Origin of the sequence: Roseobacter sp. HKCC-CH-9351, assembly GCF_037830295.1 — a bacterium.
In the GTDB taxonomy this organism is placed as follows: Bacteria; Pseudomonadota; Alphaproteobacteria; order Rhodobacterales; family Rhodobacteraceae; genus M30B80.
Window position 1 is genome coordinate 1,063,173 of the sequence record NZ_JBBLYM010000001.1, and the last position, 16,863, is coordinate 1,080,035.

15 protein-coding genes are annotated in these 16,863 nt (G+C 55.9%); 3 read left to right on the top strand and 12 right to left on the bottom strand.

Translation table 11 applies throughout. The features are described from left to right. Nucleotide 1 precedes the first annotated feature (1 nt). Genes AAC632_RS05490 through deoC form a run of 3 tightly spaced genes read right to left on the bottom strand, consistent with a single transcriptional unit; the run spans nucleotide 2 to nucleotide 4,506 of the window. Entirely contained in the window at nucleotides 2-1,105 is a 1,104-nt protein-coding gene (locus tag AAC632_RS05490; RefSeq protein WP_340297766.1) for a pyridoxal phosphate-dependent aminotransferase, read from the bottom strand. Nucleotides 1,106-1,120: 15 nt separating this feature from the next. Beyond that, nucleotides 1,121-3,484, bottom strand: coding sequence for an aldehyde dehydrogenase family protein (locus tag AAC632_RS05495; RefSeq protein WP_340297765.1), 2,364 nt, complete (start codon nucleotides 3,482-3,484; stop codon nucleotides 1,121-1,123). Between the two features lie 8 nt (nucleotides 3,485-3,492). After that, nucleotides 3,493-4,506, bottom strand: coding sequence for a deoxyribose-phosphate aldolase (gene deoC, locus AAC632_RS05500; RefSeq protein ID WP_340297764.1), 1,014 nt, complete (start codon nucleotides 4,504-4,506; stop codon nucleotides 3,493-3,495). 133 nt (nucleotides 4,507-4,639) lie between these two features. On the opposite strand from deoC, the gene rpe reads away from it, so the two are divergent. Next, a complete protein-coding gene (rpe, locus tag AAC632_RS05505; protein ID WP_340297763.1) occupies nucleotides 4,640-5,326 on the top strand; it encodes a ribulose-phosphate 3-epimerase in 687 nt (228 codons plus the stop codon). Nucleotides 5,327-5,377: 51 nt separating this feature from the next. On the opposite strand, the gene ccrA is transcribed toward rpe, so the two are convergent. Continuing rightward, entirely contained in the window at nucleotides 5,378-6,673 is a 1,296-nt protein-coding gene (gene ccrA, locus AAC632_RS05510) for a crotonyl-CoA carboxylase/reductase (RefSeq protein WP_340297762.1), read from the bottom strand. A 348-nt stretch (nucleotides 6,674-7,021) separates the two neighbouring features. On the opposite strand from ccrA, the gene AAC632_RS05515 reads away from it, so the two are divergent. Both AAC632_RS05515 and AAC632_RS05520 read left to right on the top strand, forming a co-directional pair. Next, a complete protein-coding gene (locus AAC632_RS05515) occupies nucleotides 7,022-8,989 on the top strand; it encodes a protein meaA (protein WP_340297761.1) in 1,968 nt (655 codons plus the stop codon). Between the two features lie 122 nt (nucleotides 8,990-9,111). Further along, nucleotides 9,112-9,420 carry an H-NS histone family protein gene (locus tag AAC632_RS05520; RefSeq protein ID WP_340297760.1) on the top strand — a complete coding sequence of 103 codons (309 nt, stop codon included), beginning with the start codon at nucleotides 9,112-9,114 and terminating at the stop codon, nucleotides 9,418-9,420. A gap of 37 nt (nucleotides 9,421-9,457) precedes the next feature. Here the strand turns inward: AAC632_RS05520 and AAC632_RS05525 are convergent, their stop codons facing one another. The 8 genes from AAC632_RS05525 to AAC632_RS05560 form a co-directional block, all read right to left on the bottom strand. Continuing rightward, nucleotides 9,458-10,642 (bottom strand): type III PLP-dependent enzyme, encoded by a 1,185-nt coding sequence (locus AAC632_RS05525; protein WP_340297759.1) that lies wholly within the window; start codon nucleotides 10,640-10,642, stop codon nucleotides 9,458-9,460. A gap of 178 nt (nucleotides 10,643-10,820) precedes the next feature. Further along, nucleotides 10,821-11,669, bottom strand: coding sequence for an urea carboxylase-associated family protein (locus tag AAC632_RS05530; RefSeq protein ID WP_340297757.1), 849 nt, complete (start codon nucleotides 11,667-11,669; stop codon nucleotides 10,821-10,823). A 221-nt stretch (nucleotides 11,670-11,890) separates the two neighbouring features. Beyond that, the gene (locus tag AAC632_RS05535) at nucleotides 11,891-12,670 is read right to left on the bottom strand and encodes a succinate dehydrogenase iron-sulfur subunit (RefSeq protein WP_340252623.1); all 780 of its coding nucleotides are present in this window, start codon (nucleotides 12,668-12,670) and stop codon (nucleotides 11,891-11,893) included. Between the two features lie 13 nt (nucleotides 12,671-12,683). Next, nucleotides 12,684-12,983 carry a hypothetical protein gene (locus tag AAC632_RS05540; RefSeq protein ID WP_340252621.1) on the bottom strand — a complete coding sequence of 100 codons (300 nt, stop codon included), beginning with the start codon at nucleotides 12,981-12,983 and terminating at the stop codon, nucleotides 12,684-12,686. A gap of 26 nt (nucleotides 12,984-13,009) precedes the next feature. Continuing rightward, nucleotides 13,010-14,818, bottom strand: coding sequence for a succinate dehydrogenase flavoprotein subunit (gene sdhA, locus AAC632_RS05545; RefSeq protein WP_340297756.1), 1,809 nt, complete (start codon nucleotides 14,816-14,818; stop codon nucleotides 13,010-13,012). A gap of 25 nt (nucleotides 14,819-14,843) precedes the next feature. Then, nucleotides 14,844-15,215, bottom strand: coding sequence for a succinate dehydrogenase, hydrophobic membrane anchor protein (gene sdhD / locus AAC632_RS05550; protein WP_340252617.1), 372 nt, complete (start codon nucleotides 15,213-15,215; stop codon nucleotides 14,844-14,846). A gap of 19 nt (nucleotides 15,216-15,234) precedes the next feature. Then, complete coding sequence (sdhC, locus tag AAC632_RS05555; RefSeq protein WP_340252615.1) at nucleotides 15,235-15,618, bottom strand: succinate dehydrogenase, cytochrome b556 subunit; 384 nt, start codon at nucleotides 15,616-15,618, stop codon at nucleotides 15,235-15,237. A gap of 193 nt (nucleotides 15,619-15,811) precedes the next feature. Beyond that, nucleotides 15,812-16,843, bottom strand: coding sequence for a MaoC family dehydratase (locus AAC632_RS05560; RefSeq protein WP_340297755.1), 1,032 nt, complete (start codon nucleotides 16,841-16,843; stop codon nucleotides 15,812-15,814). Nucleotides 16,844-16,863 lie beyond the last annotated feature (20 nt).

The following is a 16,863-nucleotide window of genomic DNA, read 5'->3' on the forward strand; positions in this document are numbered from 1 at the left end:
TCTAGCCAAGGGCGGCAAGCGCCTTTGGCAATTTTGCCTCGAGATGTGCCAACATCGCGGCATCCCCGCATGAGATGCGGATTGTGCGATTGAGCGGGGCAATCGCGGGCATGCGGAGAAATACGCCGCGCTTGGTCAACTCTTTAAGAAGCGCCGCTGCATAGGCGCCATCGCGCCTGCAATCCACCGCCACGAAATTCGTGGCCGAAGGCAGCGGCGTTAAACCATTCTCTTGCACGATACGGGCAATCTCGGCGCGGGCTTGGGTGATTTTCTGAACGGTCAGGTTGAGATAATCTTGATCCTTCAGGGCCGCCAAAGCGCCCGCTTGTGCGATACGCCCCATCCCAAAATGGTTGCGGATTTTGTCAAAGGCACGGATCAGCTCGTGATGGCTGATGGCATACCCCACGCGAAGCCCGGCAAGACCATAGGCCTTGGAGAAGGTGCGCATTCGGATCACGCGGGGATGGCTGACATCCATCGCAGGAATTGCCTCTTGCGGCGCAGTATCGGCATAAGCCTCGTCCAAGATCAGCACCGTCTCAGGGGGCAGCGCGGCGACAAGCCGTTCGATTGCCTCGGCCTTGTGCCATGTGCCCATAGGATTGTCGGGATTTGCAAGATAAAGCAGCTTTGCACCGCTCGCCTGCGCCGCCGCAAGCAGTGCTTCAGGGTCTTCGTGATCTTCTTTGTAGGGCACAGCTGTAACCTGCCCGCCGAACCCCGCGACGTGGTAAAGAAAAGTGGGGTAAGCCCCAAGCGAGGTGACGACAGGATCCCCCTCGGCCACCAACAGCCGCACCAAATATCCAAGTAACCCGTCTATCCCTTCGCCTACTACGATGTTTTCAGGCGCGACCCCATGGTGCGCTGCAAGGGCATGACGCAAATTATGGAGTTCTGGGTCGCCATACATCCACACATCGCGCGCTGCGGCCTGCATTGCGGCGATGGCCTGTGGTGAAGGGCCAAAAACACTTTCATTGGCGCCAAGCCTTGCGACAAAGTCAAAGCCCTGCGCGCGTTCTTGCGCCTCGGGGCCGACAAACGGCACTTTTGCAGGCAGGCTATCAATAAGCTTGGTGTAGCGTGGGCTGGTCATGAAATGGCTTGATCCTCAGGCCCCGTATGGAACCCAAACGGTTTTGACTTCAGTTGCTTCTTCCAAAAATACCACGCCCTCACAAGCGGGATTGCGCCAATCGAGGCCTTTGCCCTTAAAGCCTGCCAGACCCCAACTGCGCTTGAGGTTGAGAGAGGCCTTCGTGTCAATGAGATGTGCCTCTATATTTGCATTGAAATTCCAGATTGCATCAACGGCCATATGCGCTGCTAAATCTGCGGCCATCTCGGATGGGTCGCCCGTCACAATATTGATCACGCCTGCGGGCACATCCGATGTGTCGAGCACTTGATAGAAATCGGTCATCGCAAGACCACCTTCCAAACTGGGCAGGAGAACCACGCGGTTCCCCATCGCGACCGCAGGCGCAAGAAGCGAAATTGCGCCCAAGAGCGGGGCGTTTTGCGGGGCGATAATGCCGACCACCCCGACCGCCTCGCGTAGCGCCATCGCCAAGCCGCGCAAAGGCACGGCCCGCGCTTCGCCTGCGAATTTGTCGGCCCATGCGGCATAGCTGAACAGGCGGCTTAGGCTTGTTTCAACCTCCGCTTTGGCGGTGGCTTTGGATTGTCCTGTGAGATCACAGAGACGTTCAGCAAATTCCTGTCCGCGTGCCGCTAAATTTTCGGCGAGGTAATACAGGATTTGCGCGCGACTATGGGCGGGCATCGTGCCCCATCCTGACGCGGCTTCCGCAGCCTCAACGGCGTTGCGTATATCCTTGCGGTTGCCGCGGCCCAATTGGCCAAGCATGTCGCCCGATTTTGACCAAATTGGAATGACATGGCCGCCATCAGGGCGCGCTTGTTTGCCGCCGATGTAGAGTTTGGCGGTGCGGTCTATCGCGGGTGCATTCGCCTGCTTGGGCGTTGCAGGGGCGGGGTGGCGCACTGGCTTTTCAATTTTGGTCAGGGGAAGCGGTGCCTTCATATAGGCGCGCAGCCCCTCAACCCCACCTTCACGACCAACCCCTGATTGACGCACCCCGCCAAAGGGCGCGGCAGCGTCAAACATATTGGTGCCATTGACCCAGACAACACCCGCTGCCAATTTCGGGGCAATATCAAGCGCAAGGCTGATATTCTCGCTCCAGATTGACGCGGCAAGGCCGTAACGCGTGTTATTGGCAAGCCTCACAGCCTCCTCAGGGGTGCGAAACCGCGCGGCCACAAGAACGGGGCCAAAAATTTCTTCCTGCATCAGGGGGTGGGCGGTGCCAAGATCGGTGATCAGCATGGGCGGCAAAAAGCAGCCTGTCTCAGGCAAGACACATTCAGGGCTGAACGCATCAACACCCGCCACCATGTCGCGCACGCGGGCGGCTTGGCTGTCATCTACCATCGCGCCAATGTCGATGGATTTATCCAGCGGATCACCCACGCGCAGTTTCGCCATCCGCGCGCGAATTTTGGCATAGACCTCATCGGCCACGCTGTCCTGCACTAACAGGCGTGACCCCGCGCAACAGACCTGCCCTTGATTGAACCAAATCGCATCAACCAAGCCCTCAACAGCGCTGTCGAGATCAGCATCATCAAAGATGATGAAAGGCGATTTTCCGCCCAATTCGAGGCTGAGTTTCGTGCCTGATCCTGCGCGGGCTTGATAAATTTTGCGCCCAACTTCGGTTGAGCCTGTGAAGGCTAATTTGTCGATACCTGCATGCGCGGCCAAATAGGCGCCCGCCGTGCCATCCCCTGTTATGATATTCACAACACCTTTGGGCAGGCCAACCTCCTGACAGATTTCTGCGAACAAAAGGGCGGTCAACGGGGTGAATTCCGCAGGCTTTAACACAACCGTATTGCCCGCGGCCAAGGCAGGGGCAATTTTCCAAGCGAGCATCAAAAGCGGAAAGTTCCATGGAATGATTTGCCCACAAACGCCAAGCGGTTGATGGTCTTCGGCCACAGTTCCGCGCAATTGGGCGAGGCCTGCATGATAGTAGAAATGCCGCTGAGCAAGCGGGATGTCGACATCGCGTGCCTCGCGGATTGGCTTGCCATTGTCGAGAGTTTCGAGAACTGCAAATAGGCGACTGTGTTTTTGCAAAGCCCGCGCCAAAGCATAAAGGTAGCGCGCACGCGCATGATCGCTGAGCCGTGACCATGGCCCAAAGGCTTTTCGTGCCGCGCTAATGGCCGTGTCTATCTCGGTTTCAGTTGCTTGCGCGATATGCGCCAGAACCTCGCCACGGGCAGGGTTGCGGGTTTCGAAATGATCTTGGCCCTTAGTGAAGCTGCCATTGATGAAATGTCCAAACTGGCCATGATGCCCCGCAATCCATGCGCGCGCCTCAGTATCGGCTTCGGGCGCGGTGCCATAGTCCATGGTTTCGAAAATTTCGGTTATATTCATGATCTGCCTCAGGCCATCGGGTGATTGTAACGGGCGGAATAAGCACCCGTGGCTTGGTGTTCGAGTTGGCGTTCAATATCACCAAGGAGAGATGACGCGCCAAAGCGGAAAAGCTGCGCAGACATCCAAGCTTGTCCCAATTCTTCTTTCATCAGCGCCAGATAGGTCAGCGCGTCCTTCGCTTTGGAAATGCCACCTGCGGGTTTGTAGCCGACCTTAAACCCTGTGCGCGCCTCATAAGCGCGGATTGCGCGGATCATGGTCAGGCTGACGGGAAGGGTGGCATTGACCGCTTCCTTACCTGTTGAGGTCTTGATGAAATCTGCGCCCGCCATCATGCAAACGAGGCTTGCGCGCGCGACATTGCGCAATGTACCAAGCTCACCCGTGGCTAGGATCGCTTTGACATGAGCCGTGCCGCAAGCGGTGCGAAACTCTCGCATCTCGCCATAAAGAGCCTGCCAATTCCCCTCGAGGACGTGGCGGCGTGAAATCACAATATCGATTTCCTGCGCGCCCGCGGCTACGCTTTCCTTGATCTCCGCCACCCGCAGATGAAAGGGTGAGAGGCCCGCAGGAAAACCTGTGGATACCGCTGCCACAGGGATGCCGCTGCCCTCAAGCGCCTTGAGCGCGGGCTCGACCATGTCGTGATAGACGCAGACCGCCCCCACTGTGATCTGCGGCAGTCCCAGACGCTCTAGCACATCTGCGCGCACGGGCTGCTTGGCCTTTTCACAAAGCCGCGCCACCCGCGCCTTGGTGTCATCGCCTGACAATGTGGTCAGATCGATCATCGTTACGGCGCGGGCAAGCCATGCTGTTTGATATGCTTTTTTCACGCTGCGCCTTGTGCCAATTGTGGCTGCGCGCCGTTCAATTGCAGATCGATTTGCTGTCGCGCGCGCAACCCAATCAAGGTCTAGCGCCATTCCCTCGTTGCGGGGGAGGTGCAATTGCGGCAGCTGCGCATGGCCCGTCTGGTGGCCCGTTGCGGCAAAAGTTTTGGTGGTTTGGGTCATGTTTTGGCGTCACTCATACAGTCAGCTCTTACGCTTACACGCGCGGCCATGCTTGGCAAGGTGGTGACAGGGGTAGAATTGAGCGTTAAGGGAGAGACAACGCTTTAGCCCAAACTTTTGAAAGCCCTGCCTGATGTCCTTTGATCGCTCGATAAAAATCGCCCCGTCTATTCTCTCTGCAGATTTTGCCAATTTTGGTGCAGAGATCCGCGCCATTGAGGCGCAAGGGGCGGATTGGGTGCATATTGATGTCATGGATGGGCATTTCGTGCCGAACCTCACCTTTGGCCCGCCTGCGGTGAAGGCCTTTCGGCCTCATGTGAAAACGGTCATGGATGTGCATCTGATGATCGCGCCTGTTGACCCCTATATTGATGCCTATGCGGATGCAGGGGCAGATATTTTGACCGCGCATATTGAGGCGGGCCCGCATATTCACCGCACGCTGCAGGCCATTCGTGGTGCAGGCATGAAAGCTGGGGTGGCGTTGAACCCTGGAACACCCGCCGACAGTGTCGCGCATCTTTTGGATTTGTGTGATTTGGTTTGCGTTATGACGGTCAACCCAGGCTTTGGCGGACAGAAATTTATTGATCTGACGGACAAAATCTCGCGTCTGCGCGCGATGATCGGGGATCGTCCTATCCATATTGAGATCGATGGGGGCGTTGATCCCGTAACCGCACCACTGGTGGCTGCCGCGGGCGCGGATGTGTTGGTTGCAGGCTCGGCCGTTTTCAAGGGCGGCTCGGTTGATCGCCCTGAGGTTTACGGCGACAATATCGCGTCTATCCGAAAAGCAGCCGCATCCGCGCGATAAAAAAGGCGCGCAAAACTGCGCGCCTTTGGATTGGGTTGTCTAAAAGAGTGGCTATGCTTTATTGGGGCCCGCCTCAAGCACATCTTCCAAGGTGCGCAGGCCTGTGCGGGGGGCTTGAACCAACACGGACATATTGCCGGGCTTGTGTTGGTTATTTAGCATTTTGCTATGCGCATCGGGCAATTCGGCCCATGGCATGACCTCGGACATACACGGATCAAGACGGCGCTCGCACATTAGGCGATTTGCAGCTGCAGCTTGCTTAAGATGGGCAAAGTGGCTGCCCTGCAAGCGCTTTTGATGCATCCACATATAGCGCACATCAAAGGTGCAGTTGAACCCTGTCGTGCCCGCACAGATAACAACCATCCCGCCCTTTTTGCACACGAGAGTTGAGACGGCGAAGGTCGATTCACCTGGGTGCTCAAACACCATATCGACATTCACGCCTTTGCCAGTGATGTCCCAAATTGCTTTGCCAAAGCGGCGGGCCTCTTTTAGCCACGCGTTATATTCTGGGGTGTTCACCTTGGGCATTTGACCCCAGCAGTCAAATTCCTTGCGATTGATCACACCTTTTGCGCCAAGGCTGAGGACGTAGTCGCGCTTACTTTCATCTGAGATGACGCCAATCGCGTTCGCGCCTGCGGTGTTGATCAACTGAATGGCATAGACACCAAGCCCACCTGATGCCCCCCAGACCAGAACATTCTGGCCAGGTTTTAACTCATGCGGGTGATGGCCAAACAGCATACGATAGGCCGTGGCAAGGGTCAGAGTGTAGCACGCGGATTCTTCCCAAGTCAGATGCTTGGGGCGTGGCATTAACTGCTGAGCCTGCACACGAGTAAACTGGGCGAATGACCCATCGGGGGTTTCATAGCCCCAAATGCGCTGTGTCGGCGAGAACATTGGATCACCGCCATTACATTCTTCGTCATCCCCGTCATCTTGGTTGCAGTGGATGACGACCTCGTCCCCTACTTTCCAAGATTTCACTTTGTCGCCAACGGCCCAAACAATGCCTGCGGCATCAGAGCCTGCGATGTGATAGGGGGCGCCATGCCCATCGAAGGGGCTAATCGGTTGACCCAAGCCCGCCCAAACGCCGTTATAGTTTACACCCGCAGCCATAACCAAAACCAAAACTTCTTGGCTGTCGATGCTGGGTGTTTCTACGACCTCAAGCTGAAATGCTTTGTCGGGCGTGCCGTGGCGCTCTTTCCGGATGGCCCATGCGTGCATTTTTGGCGGCACATATCCCATCGGAGGCATCTCGCCCATATCATAGAGGTCTTTTTCGGGCGCCTCGTAGTAGAGGGGCGTCTGATTGTTGTCCAAAGCCATTGGGGCCTCCGTAAATTGCGCCCCAAGGGACGTGTGGTGCTGCGATGCGGAATCGCTGATGTGCTATTGCAGCATTGAATATCAAGGGCTGCGCAACAATTCAAATAAAAATACAAATTTTGAGAAATAAAATGTCTCACATGGTGTTGCGTCTCGCCTTTTTAGTCGCATCAGCTTGCCAAGATCATAGGCAGATATTCTTTAATATATTAATTTTATTATAAATTATTTTGGACCGATGAATGCGCGCCTTTATTCTGCATTGCAGCGAATTGACAGAGACATAAAGTTTTCCATATACCTCTATTTAAGTAAGGATATTGCTAAAGACGAATCTGGAGGGCGCTGATGGCCGAGATGCAGAAAGATAAGCCTTGGTTGATCCGCACCTATGCGGGTCATTCTACGGCCAAAGCCTCGAACGCGCTGTATCGGAGCAATCTGGCCAAAGGCCAGACGGGCCTATCCGTTGCCTTCGATTTGCCTACCCAAACGGGATATGACAGCGACCATGCGCTTGCGCGCGGTGAGGTGGGTAAGGTCGGCGTGCCCGTCAGCCATTTGGGCGATATGCGCACCCTGTTTGAGAATATCCCACTGGAGCAGATGAACACCTCAATGACCATTAACGCGACAGCGCCTTGGCTTTTGGCGCTCTATATCGCGGTGGCTGAGGAGCAGGGTGCCGAGGTGGCGGCCCTTCAAGGCACAGTGCAAAACGATCTCATCAAAGAATACCTGTCGCGCGGGACATATATTTGCCCCCCTGCGCCGTCTCTGCGGATGATCGCAGATGTGGCTGAGTATTGTTATACGCATGTGCCAAAATGGAATCCGATGAATGTCTGCTCGTATCACCTGCAAGAGGCGGGTGCGACACCCGAGCAAGAACTGGCATTCGCCCTTGCGACAGGGATTGCGGTTCTTGATGCGCTAAAGCCCCGCGTGGCAGCAGAAGATTTCCCTGCACTTTGTGGTCGCATCTCCTTTTTTGTGAATGCGGGCATCCGTTTTGTGACCGAGATGTGCAAGATGCGCGCTTTTGTTGATCTTTGGGATGAAATTTTAGAACAGCGCTATGGCGTGGAAGACCCTAAATTCCGCCGCTTCCGATATGGGGTTCAAGTGAATTCTCTCGGCCTGACTGAGCAGCAGCCTGAAAATAATGTCTATCGCATCCTGATTGAGATGCTCGCCGTGACATTGTCGAAACGCGCCCGCGCGCGGGCGGTGCAATTGCCTGCATGGAATGAGGCCTTGGGCCTGCCGCGCCCATGGGATCAGCAATGGTCGATGCGGATGCAGCAGATCATGGCCTATGAAACCGATTTGTTGGAATATGGCGACCTTTTTGACGGCAACCCTGTGGTGGATGCCAAGGTTGAGGAATTGAAATCAGGTGCGCGGGCCGAATTGGCCAATCTCGACTCGATGGGCGGCGCGATCATGGCGATTGATTACATGAAAGCGCGTTTGGTCGAAGCGAATGCTGACCGTGTGGGGGGGATTGAGCGGGGCGACACCACTGTTGTCGGCGTCAACCGCTTTACGCAATCAGAACCTTCGCCTTTGGTCGATGAAGAGGGCGGGATCATGGTTGTTGATCCTGCCGTTGAGGCCGACCAAATCGGGCGCCTTACTGCGTGGCGCGCCGCACGTGATGGCGCCGCTGTCGAGGCAGCTTTGGCGCGATTGCGCGATGATGCAACTGCAGGGCGCAATGTCATGCCCGCCTCGATTGACGCCGCAAAAGCAGGCGCGACGACTGGCGAATGGGCCGAGGTCATGCGCGCCGTGCATGGTCAATACCGTGGCCCAACGGGTGTTTCGAAATCTGTGTCGAACAAAACCGAAGGTCTGGAGGTTATCCGTGCCGCCGTGGATGCGGTCAGCGATAAACTAGGCCGCCGTCTTAAGTTTATGGTGGGCAAGCCCGGACTTGATGGGCATTCCAACGGGGCGGAACAAATCGCCTTCCGCGCGCGCGATTGTGGAATGGATATCAGCTATGAGGGTATCCGCCTGACGCCCGAGGAAATCGTTCAAGCGGCCCTTGCGGAAGAACCCCATGTTATTGGCCTGTCGATCCTATCAGGCAGCCACGTGCCTCTGATCGAGCAATTGATGGGGCATTTGAAGGCAGCAGGATTGGGGCATTTGCCTTTGGTTGTCGGCGGGATTATCCCAGAGGCGGATGAAAAGCGCCTTTTGTCTATGGGTGTTGCACGGGTTTATACACCCAAGGATTTCGAATTAAATCGTATTATGTTTGATATCGTGGCCTTGGTTGAACCCCGTTCCGTTGCGGCTGAGTAAATGATAACGTGCTATATTTTTAATAATTTTAGCGCGCGCATTAAATATATTCCTGTTGCCAATATATAATTACAGGCTTAATCCTTCTGCCAGTTTGAAATTCCAAACGTTTTGGAGGCATTATGTCTATTGATCTTTCAAAAATGTCGAAAGATGAGCTTGTCGCACTTCAAAAAGATGTCGCAGCGGCAATTAAAGATTTTGATAAACGGAAAAAGAAAGAAGCCCTGATTGCAGCCCAAAAAGCGGCGCAAGAATTTGGGTTTAGCCTTGAAGAGGTGTTGGGCGGTCGTAAAGCGGGTGCGAAAGTTGCGCCACGCTATCGTAACCCAAGCAGTCCTGACCAAACATGGACGGGCCGTGGCCGCAAACCCCTTTGGGTTGTGGACGCGTTGAACTCTGGAAAATCTTTGGATGATCTAGCGATCTAAAATGAATAAAGCCGCCCAAAAGGGGCGGCTTTTTCTTTTAAATGGCAACCACATCTAAAGGTGGAAAGCCATTAAATCCTACGGATGCATAGGTTGATGTGTAGGCCCCGCAGGCGCGGATAATTATTTTATCTCCGCCCTTCAGCCCAAGCGGCAATTGCACCGGCCGCTTTTCATAGAGAACATCCGCGCTGTCACAAGATGGGCCTGCAAGAATGCAGGGGCCCGTGACTTCGTGGTCGCGCTCTGTGATGAATTGATAGCGGATCGCCTCATCCATTGTCTCGGCGAGGCCTGAGAATTTGCCAATATCAAGATAAACCCAACGGCATAGGTCATCGCTTGATTTGCGCGAGACAAGCAGCACCTCTGCGGCGATCATGCCCGCCTCACCGACCAGACCGCGGCCAGGTTCAGCCATGATCTGCGCCACATCCCCAAAGCGGGCGTGAACCTGATCCATAACGGCGCGGGCATATGCGGTGGGGTGTGGGATGTCATCGCCGTAAAAGGCGGGGAAACCGCCCCCGATATTGAGCAAGTCCAAACCATGCCCTGCGGCTTGCGCGGCGTGCCAAACGGCGGCAATCTGATCAAGTGTATCAGCCCACATCATCGGATCACGGGTCTGGCTGCCCACATGGAAGGACAGGCCGCGCGGGGTCAAACCAACCGCGTGGGCGTGCTCGATCAGACCCAATACAGTCTCGCGGCTTGTGCCAAATTTGCGTGTCAGCGGCCAATCTGCACCCGAGGCTTCGACAATCACGCGGATATAGACCTGGGCATTTGGGGCATGGGCCGCAATTTTGTCCAACTCTTCCACCGCATCGGCGGCAAAGAGTGTGATTCCTTGCGCATGGGCATAGGCAATATCGGCAGGGCGCTTAATCGTGTTGCCATATGAGATATGCGCAGGCCGCGCGCCATGGGCCAAGCAGGCCTCAATCTCGGCGCGAGAGGCCGCGTCAAAATGCGCGCCAAGACCTACAAGACGGGCCAAGATTTCAGGCGCAGGATTGGCTTTGACCGCGTAATGAATATCCGCATGGCCCAAGCCCGCTTTGAGTGCGTGATACTGTGCTTCGATCCGCTCAAGATCCAGAACAAGGGTTGGGCGATCAAAGCTTGTGCTGCGGATATAGTCCAACAGACGGGCATCGGGATCAACGGGTTGAGAAATAGCTGCGCAAACCGAAGGCTCGGCAAATGTAGCATTCATAGGCATCTCCAATAGACATGGGCCGAAACTCGACCAGACGTTCCAAGGGAGACGTTACCGTCGCTACATTAACCGCGTGGGTGCTAGCCCACCTCGCCAGAGGCGCGTGCGTTGGCGTCTGTGCGCGGGCGTGTGCATCACCTGCGATCAAATAGCAAGAAGTTTTTTGCAGCCCGCCTCACAAACCATGGCTGCGGTCGTAACCATTGGCGGGGCGGGGGGTAAAATCAGCGGTCAACTCGCTGTCAAACACCTCCACCAACATCGGGTGGCAGGTGGCGCTGTCAGAGGAATGCTCCGCCCCGCAATCCCCACCCGGACAGGCAGAGAGCGCACCCAAAAGATCCATCTCGGCAAGGAAATCGAGATGATCCCCTGCGCGCGCGGGCGTGGCCTTCATGAAATATTGGCCCGTATCACGGGTGAACCCTGTGCACATAAACACGTTGAGCACGTCATGCACCGCCATCTCGGCCGCGGTCAAAGATAGGCCGCGATGTGAGGCCAGCGCGCGGGTCAGGTTGGAATGACAGCAGTGGTGATACTGCCCGCCAGACAGCAGGTTATGCGTATAGGGGTCGCAGCGCGTGCCGATCACATCATGCACCGCGCCGCCAAAATCATCGCGCCCATACCACGCCAAACTGTCCTCAAGGATCAGGGCCATGGCGCGCAGATGCGGAAGGTTGGAATAAAGCGTGTGGCCCGTGCTGACATGGCTACCATGGATGGCGCGGGTTTTGCCCGAAAAGAACCGCTCGGACAGGTCATGCGCATTCCATAGATTGAGATCCCCCACCTGTGCCCCTTGCGGCAGGGAGATGCGGAAGGATTGCCCTGCCTTCACCTCGAAACAGGCCGCTTCGCGCAGGGGGATCAGCACCTCGGCCGTTTTGCGCCAATGCTTGCGCGCGCGCGCCATACGGACGGGGTCCGGCGCGGGCAGGCTGTCGGTAGGATAGCAGATCACAGGCGCCACCGTGCGGCGCGCCTCGGCATCGTTTGGGGCCGTTATATGGTCTGTCATAGTGCTCCCTCCTGCATTACTTGGGCAGTTGTAATTTCACAGTGCAATTCTCCGTCTCAAGTGGAGAAGTGGTATTTGAGCAAGAAGGCGCTTTTTATGCGATGTTGAGCTACGCGGATTTGATTTATGTGATTTCGGATACCTATGAGCGGCCACAAATTTATTGTCTGTCAACATAGTGCTGAAAACTAAAAGGCCCTTGGGCCCCTTTTTCTTTCACCTCATAACTGCCGTTCCACCATCATCTTTTTGATATTGGCGATAGCCTTGGCGGGATTTAGGCCTTTGGGGCACGTTTTGGTGCAGTTCATTATCGTGTGGCAGCGATAGAGTTTGAACGGATCTTCCAGCTCGTCCAAACGCTCGCCCGTGGCCTCGTCACGGCTGTCGATGATCCACCGATAGGCGTGCAGAAGCGCGGCTGGTCCAAGGTAGCGATCGCCGTTCCACCAATAGCTAGGGCAGGAGGTGGAGCAGGAAGCGCACATCACACATTCATAAAGCCCATCCAGTTTTTTGCGGTCTTCGATGGATTGGCGCCATTCCTTTTCAGGGCGCTGCGTTTTCGTCTCAAGCCAAGGCATGATCGAGGCGTGCTGCGCGTAGAAATGGGTCAGGTCGGGTATCAAATCCTTGACCACGGGCATATGGGGCAGCGGATAGATTTTCACATCGCCCTTGATCTCATCCATGCCATAGATACAGGCCAGTGTGTTGATCCCGTCAATATTCATCGCGCAAGACCCGCAAATTCCCTCGCGGCACGAACGGCGGAAGGTGAGCGTTGGGTCGATCTCGTTTTTGATCTTGATCAGCGCGTCCAAAACCATCGGCCCGCAGTTGTCCATATCCACCCAATAGGTGTCGACACGGGGGTTTTGCCCGTCATCGGGATTCCAGCGGTAAATCTGGAATTTGCGCAGGTTTGTAGCGCCCTCGGGCTTGGGCCAAGTTTTGCCCGTTGTGATCTGCGAATTCTTTGGAAGTGCGAGTTCTACCATGGTCGTCTCCGTCTCACTGGCTGCCCGTTTCGGGGTAGAGGGGTGTTTCGGGCGCTTGGCCCGTCAATCTGATAACGCAGGTGGTGTAGACATCTCCGGGGTCTCGCCCTGCGAGGTAGTCTGAGGAAAGGCCGATTTGCATACCCGCAGATGTGCCGCCAGTGCCAACACCGACCGCAATCTGGGTTTGCGGTCGTGTCGCCGCGTCTGCGCGTTGGCGGCATTGTGCTTCTGCCTGCGCCAATGTGGGCGGTGCGGGGGGCGTGCAGGCGGCCATCAGCGCCACAGCAAGGAGGGGCCTAGTGCGTATCATGGCCTGCAGTCCCACCGCATTCTCCCTTAGTAAACCCGCGCTTTCGGGGCAATTTTCTTGAGGTCAATCCCGCCTTCTTCATGCGTGGTCAGCGGGTCAAGATGAACGGGGCGATAATCGAGCACCACTTTTTGATCCTCAACCACCGCAAGGCTGTGCTTGCGCCATGTTTTGTCATTGCGGTCGGGATAATCCTCATGCGCATGTGCACCACGGCTCTCTTTCCGCGCCTCAGCCGAGACGATGGTGGCCAAGGCGTTTGGCATCAGGTTGGTCAGTTCCAATGTTTCCATCAGGTCTGAGTTCCACACGAGGCTGCGATCGGTGACTGATAGGTCATCCATCTTGGCGGCAACCGCCTCCATTTTTGCGCACCCTTCCGAAAGGGTCTTATCGGTGCGGAAAACAGCCGCATCGGCCTGCATGGTTTTCTGCATCTCAAGGCGCAAGTCGGCTGTGGCGACCGTGCCCTTCGCATGGCGCAACCCATCAAAGCGAGCCAAAGCTGCATCAAGGCTGGCTTGGTTCAACGCAGGGTTAGGGGTGTTAGGATCGACAACCTTGCCTGCGCGGATTGCGGCAGCACGGCCAAAGACTACAAGATCGATCAGCGAGTTTGATCCAAGGCGGTTGGCACCATGCACCGAGGCGCAGCCTGCCTCACCCACGGCCATCAGGCCAGGAACCACCGCATCGGGATTGTCCTTGGTGGGGTTCAAGACCTCGCCCCAGTAATTGGTGGGGATGCCGCCCATATTGTAATGCACAGTCGGCAGCACGGGGATTGGTTCGCGTGTTACGTCCACGCCTGCAAAAATCCGTGCGCTTTCCGAGATGCCGGGCAAACGTTCTGCCAAGGTTTCGGGCGGCAGGTGGTTGAGGTGCAGGAAGATATGATCCTTTTCCTTACCAACGCCACGGCCTTCGCGGATTTCCATTGTCATACAGCGTGAAACCACATCGCGTGACGCAAGATCCTTATAGGTTGGGGCATAGCGCTCCATGAAGCGCTCACCCTCGGAGTTGGTCAGATAGCCGCCTTCGCCGCGCGCGCCTTCCGTGATCAGGCAGCCTGCGCCGTAAATCCCTGTGGGGTGGAATTGCACGAATTCCATATCCTGTAGGGGCAGACCCTGACGCGCGACCATGCCGCCGCCATCGCCTGTGCAGGTATGCGCTGAGGTTGCACTGAAATAGGCGCGGCCATAGCCACCTGTGGCCAAAACGACCATCTTGGCATTGAACGAGTGCAGCGTGCCATCGTCCAATTTCCAAGCCAGAACGCCTTGGCACTGGCCGTCTTCGGACATGATCAGATCAGTCGCGAAATATTCGATGTAGAAATTCGCGTTATTCTTCAACGACTGGCCGTAGAGTGTGTGCAAAATCGCGTGACCTGTGCGGTCTGCGGCGGCGCAGGTGCGCTGCACGGGCGGGCCTTCGCCAAATTCAGTGGTATGGCCGCCAAAGGGGCGTTGATAAATCTTGCCTTCTTCGGTGCGTGAGAATGGAACGCCGTAATGTTCCAACTCATAAACCGCCTTGGGCGCTTCACGGGCGAGGTATTCCATCGCATCCGTATCGCCAAGCCAGTCCGACCCTTTGACTGTGTCATACATATGCCACTGCCAACTATCAGGCCCCATATTGCCAAGTGAGGCTGCGATGCCCCCTTGTGCCGCAACAGTGTGAGAACGGGTTGGGAAAACCTTGGTCACACAGGCGGTCTTAAGACCCTGTTCTGCCATGCCCAAGGTCGCACGCAGGCCCGATCCGCCCGCGCCAACAACGACAACGTCATAGCTGTGGTGATGAATTTCGTAGGAAGCGGTCATGTTCCGTCTGCTCCTGTTTGTCTGTTCAGAACGCGAGTTTTGCAATCGCGAAAAGCCCGATCGCCATCAGCCCGTAGGAGATGATCGAAAAGGCGATGAGAAGGCCTTTGCGGGTCAAACCGCCGGTGTAATCCTCAACCACCACTTGGATGCCGAGGCGGAAATGGTGCAGGCCCACGATCAACATCAGCGCGATAATCAGCGCGCGCAGCGGATGACCGAGGGCTGCGATCACCGCGTCAAAAGGCTGGCCCAAAAGTGGCCCGAAGGTGAACACGAAAAGCGGGGTCAGAACCATGAGCGCCACCGAGGTGAGGGTCATTGTCCAAAAATGTTCTGTGCCTGAGCGGGCAGATCCAAGGCCGATCACGCGTTTGCGGTCTGTTGCGAATTTCATAACCTATGCCTTTCCTGCCTTAGACAAAGATGAGGGTTAGAATGGTAAGCGCCACCGCGCCCACAATCATGGCCCATCCCATGCGATCTGCTGCCTCAAGCTCTAGCCCGCGGCCAGTGTCCCAGATCAGGTGACGCAGCCCGCCAAGCGTGTGATACCACAGCCCCAATACGGAAAGCGTCATCACAACATCTCCAAGCAGCGATGTCATCAGCCCGTCTACGAGATCGAAATAGGCCTTCCCCGTCGCTGCGGCAAATAGCCACCAAACGATAAGCAAAGCCGAGCCAAGCATCGCGATACCTGTGATGCGGTTTAGGATTGATGTCGCGGAATTGAGCTGTTTGCGATAAATCTGCAAATGCGGCGACAAAGGGCGACTGCCCCGATTTACGTCTGCCATTCTGGGAACCCTCTCAGGTTGTCTTGGTCTGGTCGTCTGTTCAACGACCATCCATACCCGAATTTTCGCCCCTGTCACGGGGGGAGTGAACGCTAACAGGTGAATTAAGGGCAGAATTAGGTGATTTATTGCCGCAGTTGGCCCTTTGTGATCACATTGAGAAATCCTGTGATCACTAAATTTCTGTGGAATCTCAGCGTGGCATGAGTGTCCAGTAATCCAGATCAAGCAACACATGGGGCAGATATTTGCCTGCCTCATCGCGCAGCTGTCCTGCGGTGCCTGCCGCGCTGGTGGCAACCAATCGAAGGCGCAGCGCGCCGATATCTGGCGATGCAGTCTCAGCTTTGTCCAACACTTCAGACCATGCGCGGATTGTCGTGCCTGCAAAGCATGGGTTGGCATGGGCGCCCGCGTTTATGCCTGCAATCATCTGCGCATTGGCCAAGCCATTAAAGGACAAAGCCCGCGCCATGGAGATGACATGTCCCCCATAGATCAATCGCTGGCCGTCATCGCGGAAGGTCGCGTCAAAATGCACTTTGGCCGTATTCTGCCAAAGGCGGGTGGCCATCATATGTTCGGCCTCCTCGATGGTGACGCCGTGCACATGGTCGATCACCTCGCCAATTTCATAATCCCCCCAAAGATGTGGCTCTCCTGCCAGAGTGGTCGGGTAATTGGCGAAAGTAAGGCCTTGGTGAATAGCCAAATCGTCTGGTGCAATGACCTTCGCCAAATCTGGGATCACGGTTTCTGGTGCGGCGGCATCAAGATTGTTTTTGCGCACCATGACCCAACGCACATAATCAAGCACCACATCGCCATTTTGATTGCTGCCTTGTGTGCGCACATAGACCACGCCAGATTTGCCGTTGGAATTTTCCTTGAGGCCAATGACCTGACTTTTTGAGGTCAGGCTGTCACCTGCGTAAACGGGCTGCAAAAACCGCCCCTCAGCATAGCCCAAATTAGCAACGGCATTGAGCGAAATATCGGGCACAGTTTTGCCAAAGACGATGTGGAAGGTGATCAGGTCATCCAATGGACTTTGAGCCAGCCCGCAGCATTGGGCAAAAGCGTCAGAGGAATGCAACGCGTGGCGTGCAGGATAGAGCGCGTGATAGAGTGCCCGCTCTCCACCCGAAACTGTGCGCGGAACGGCATGTTCAATCACTTGGCCGAGGCGATAATCCTCGAAAAAATTGCCAGAATTGGTTTTCATGCCGCCATTCCTTTGCGTGT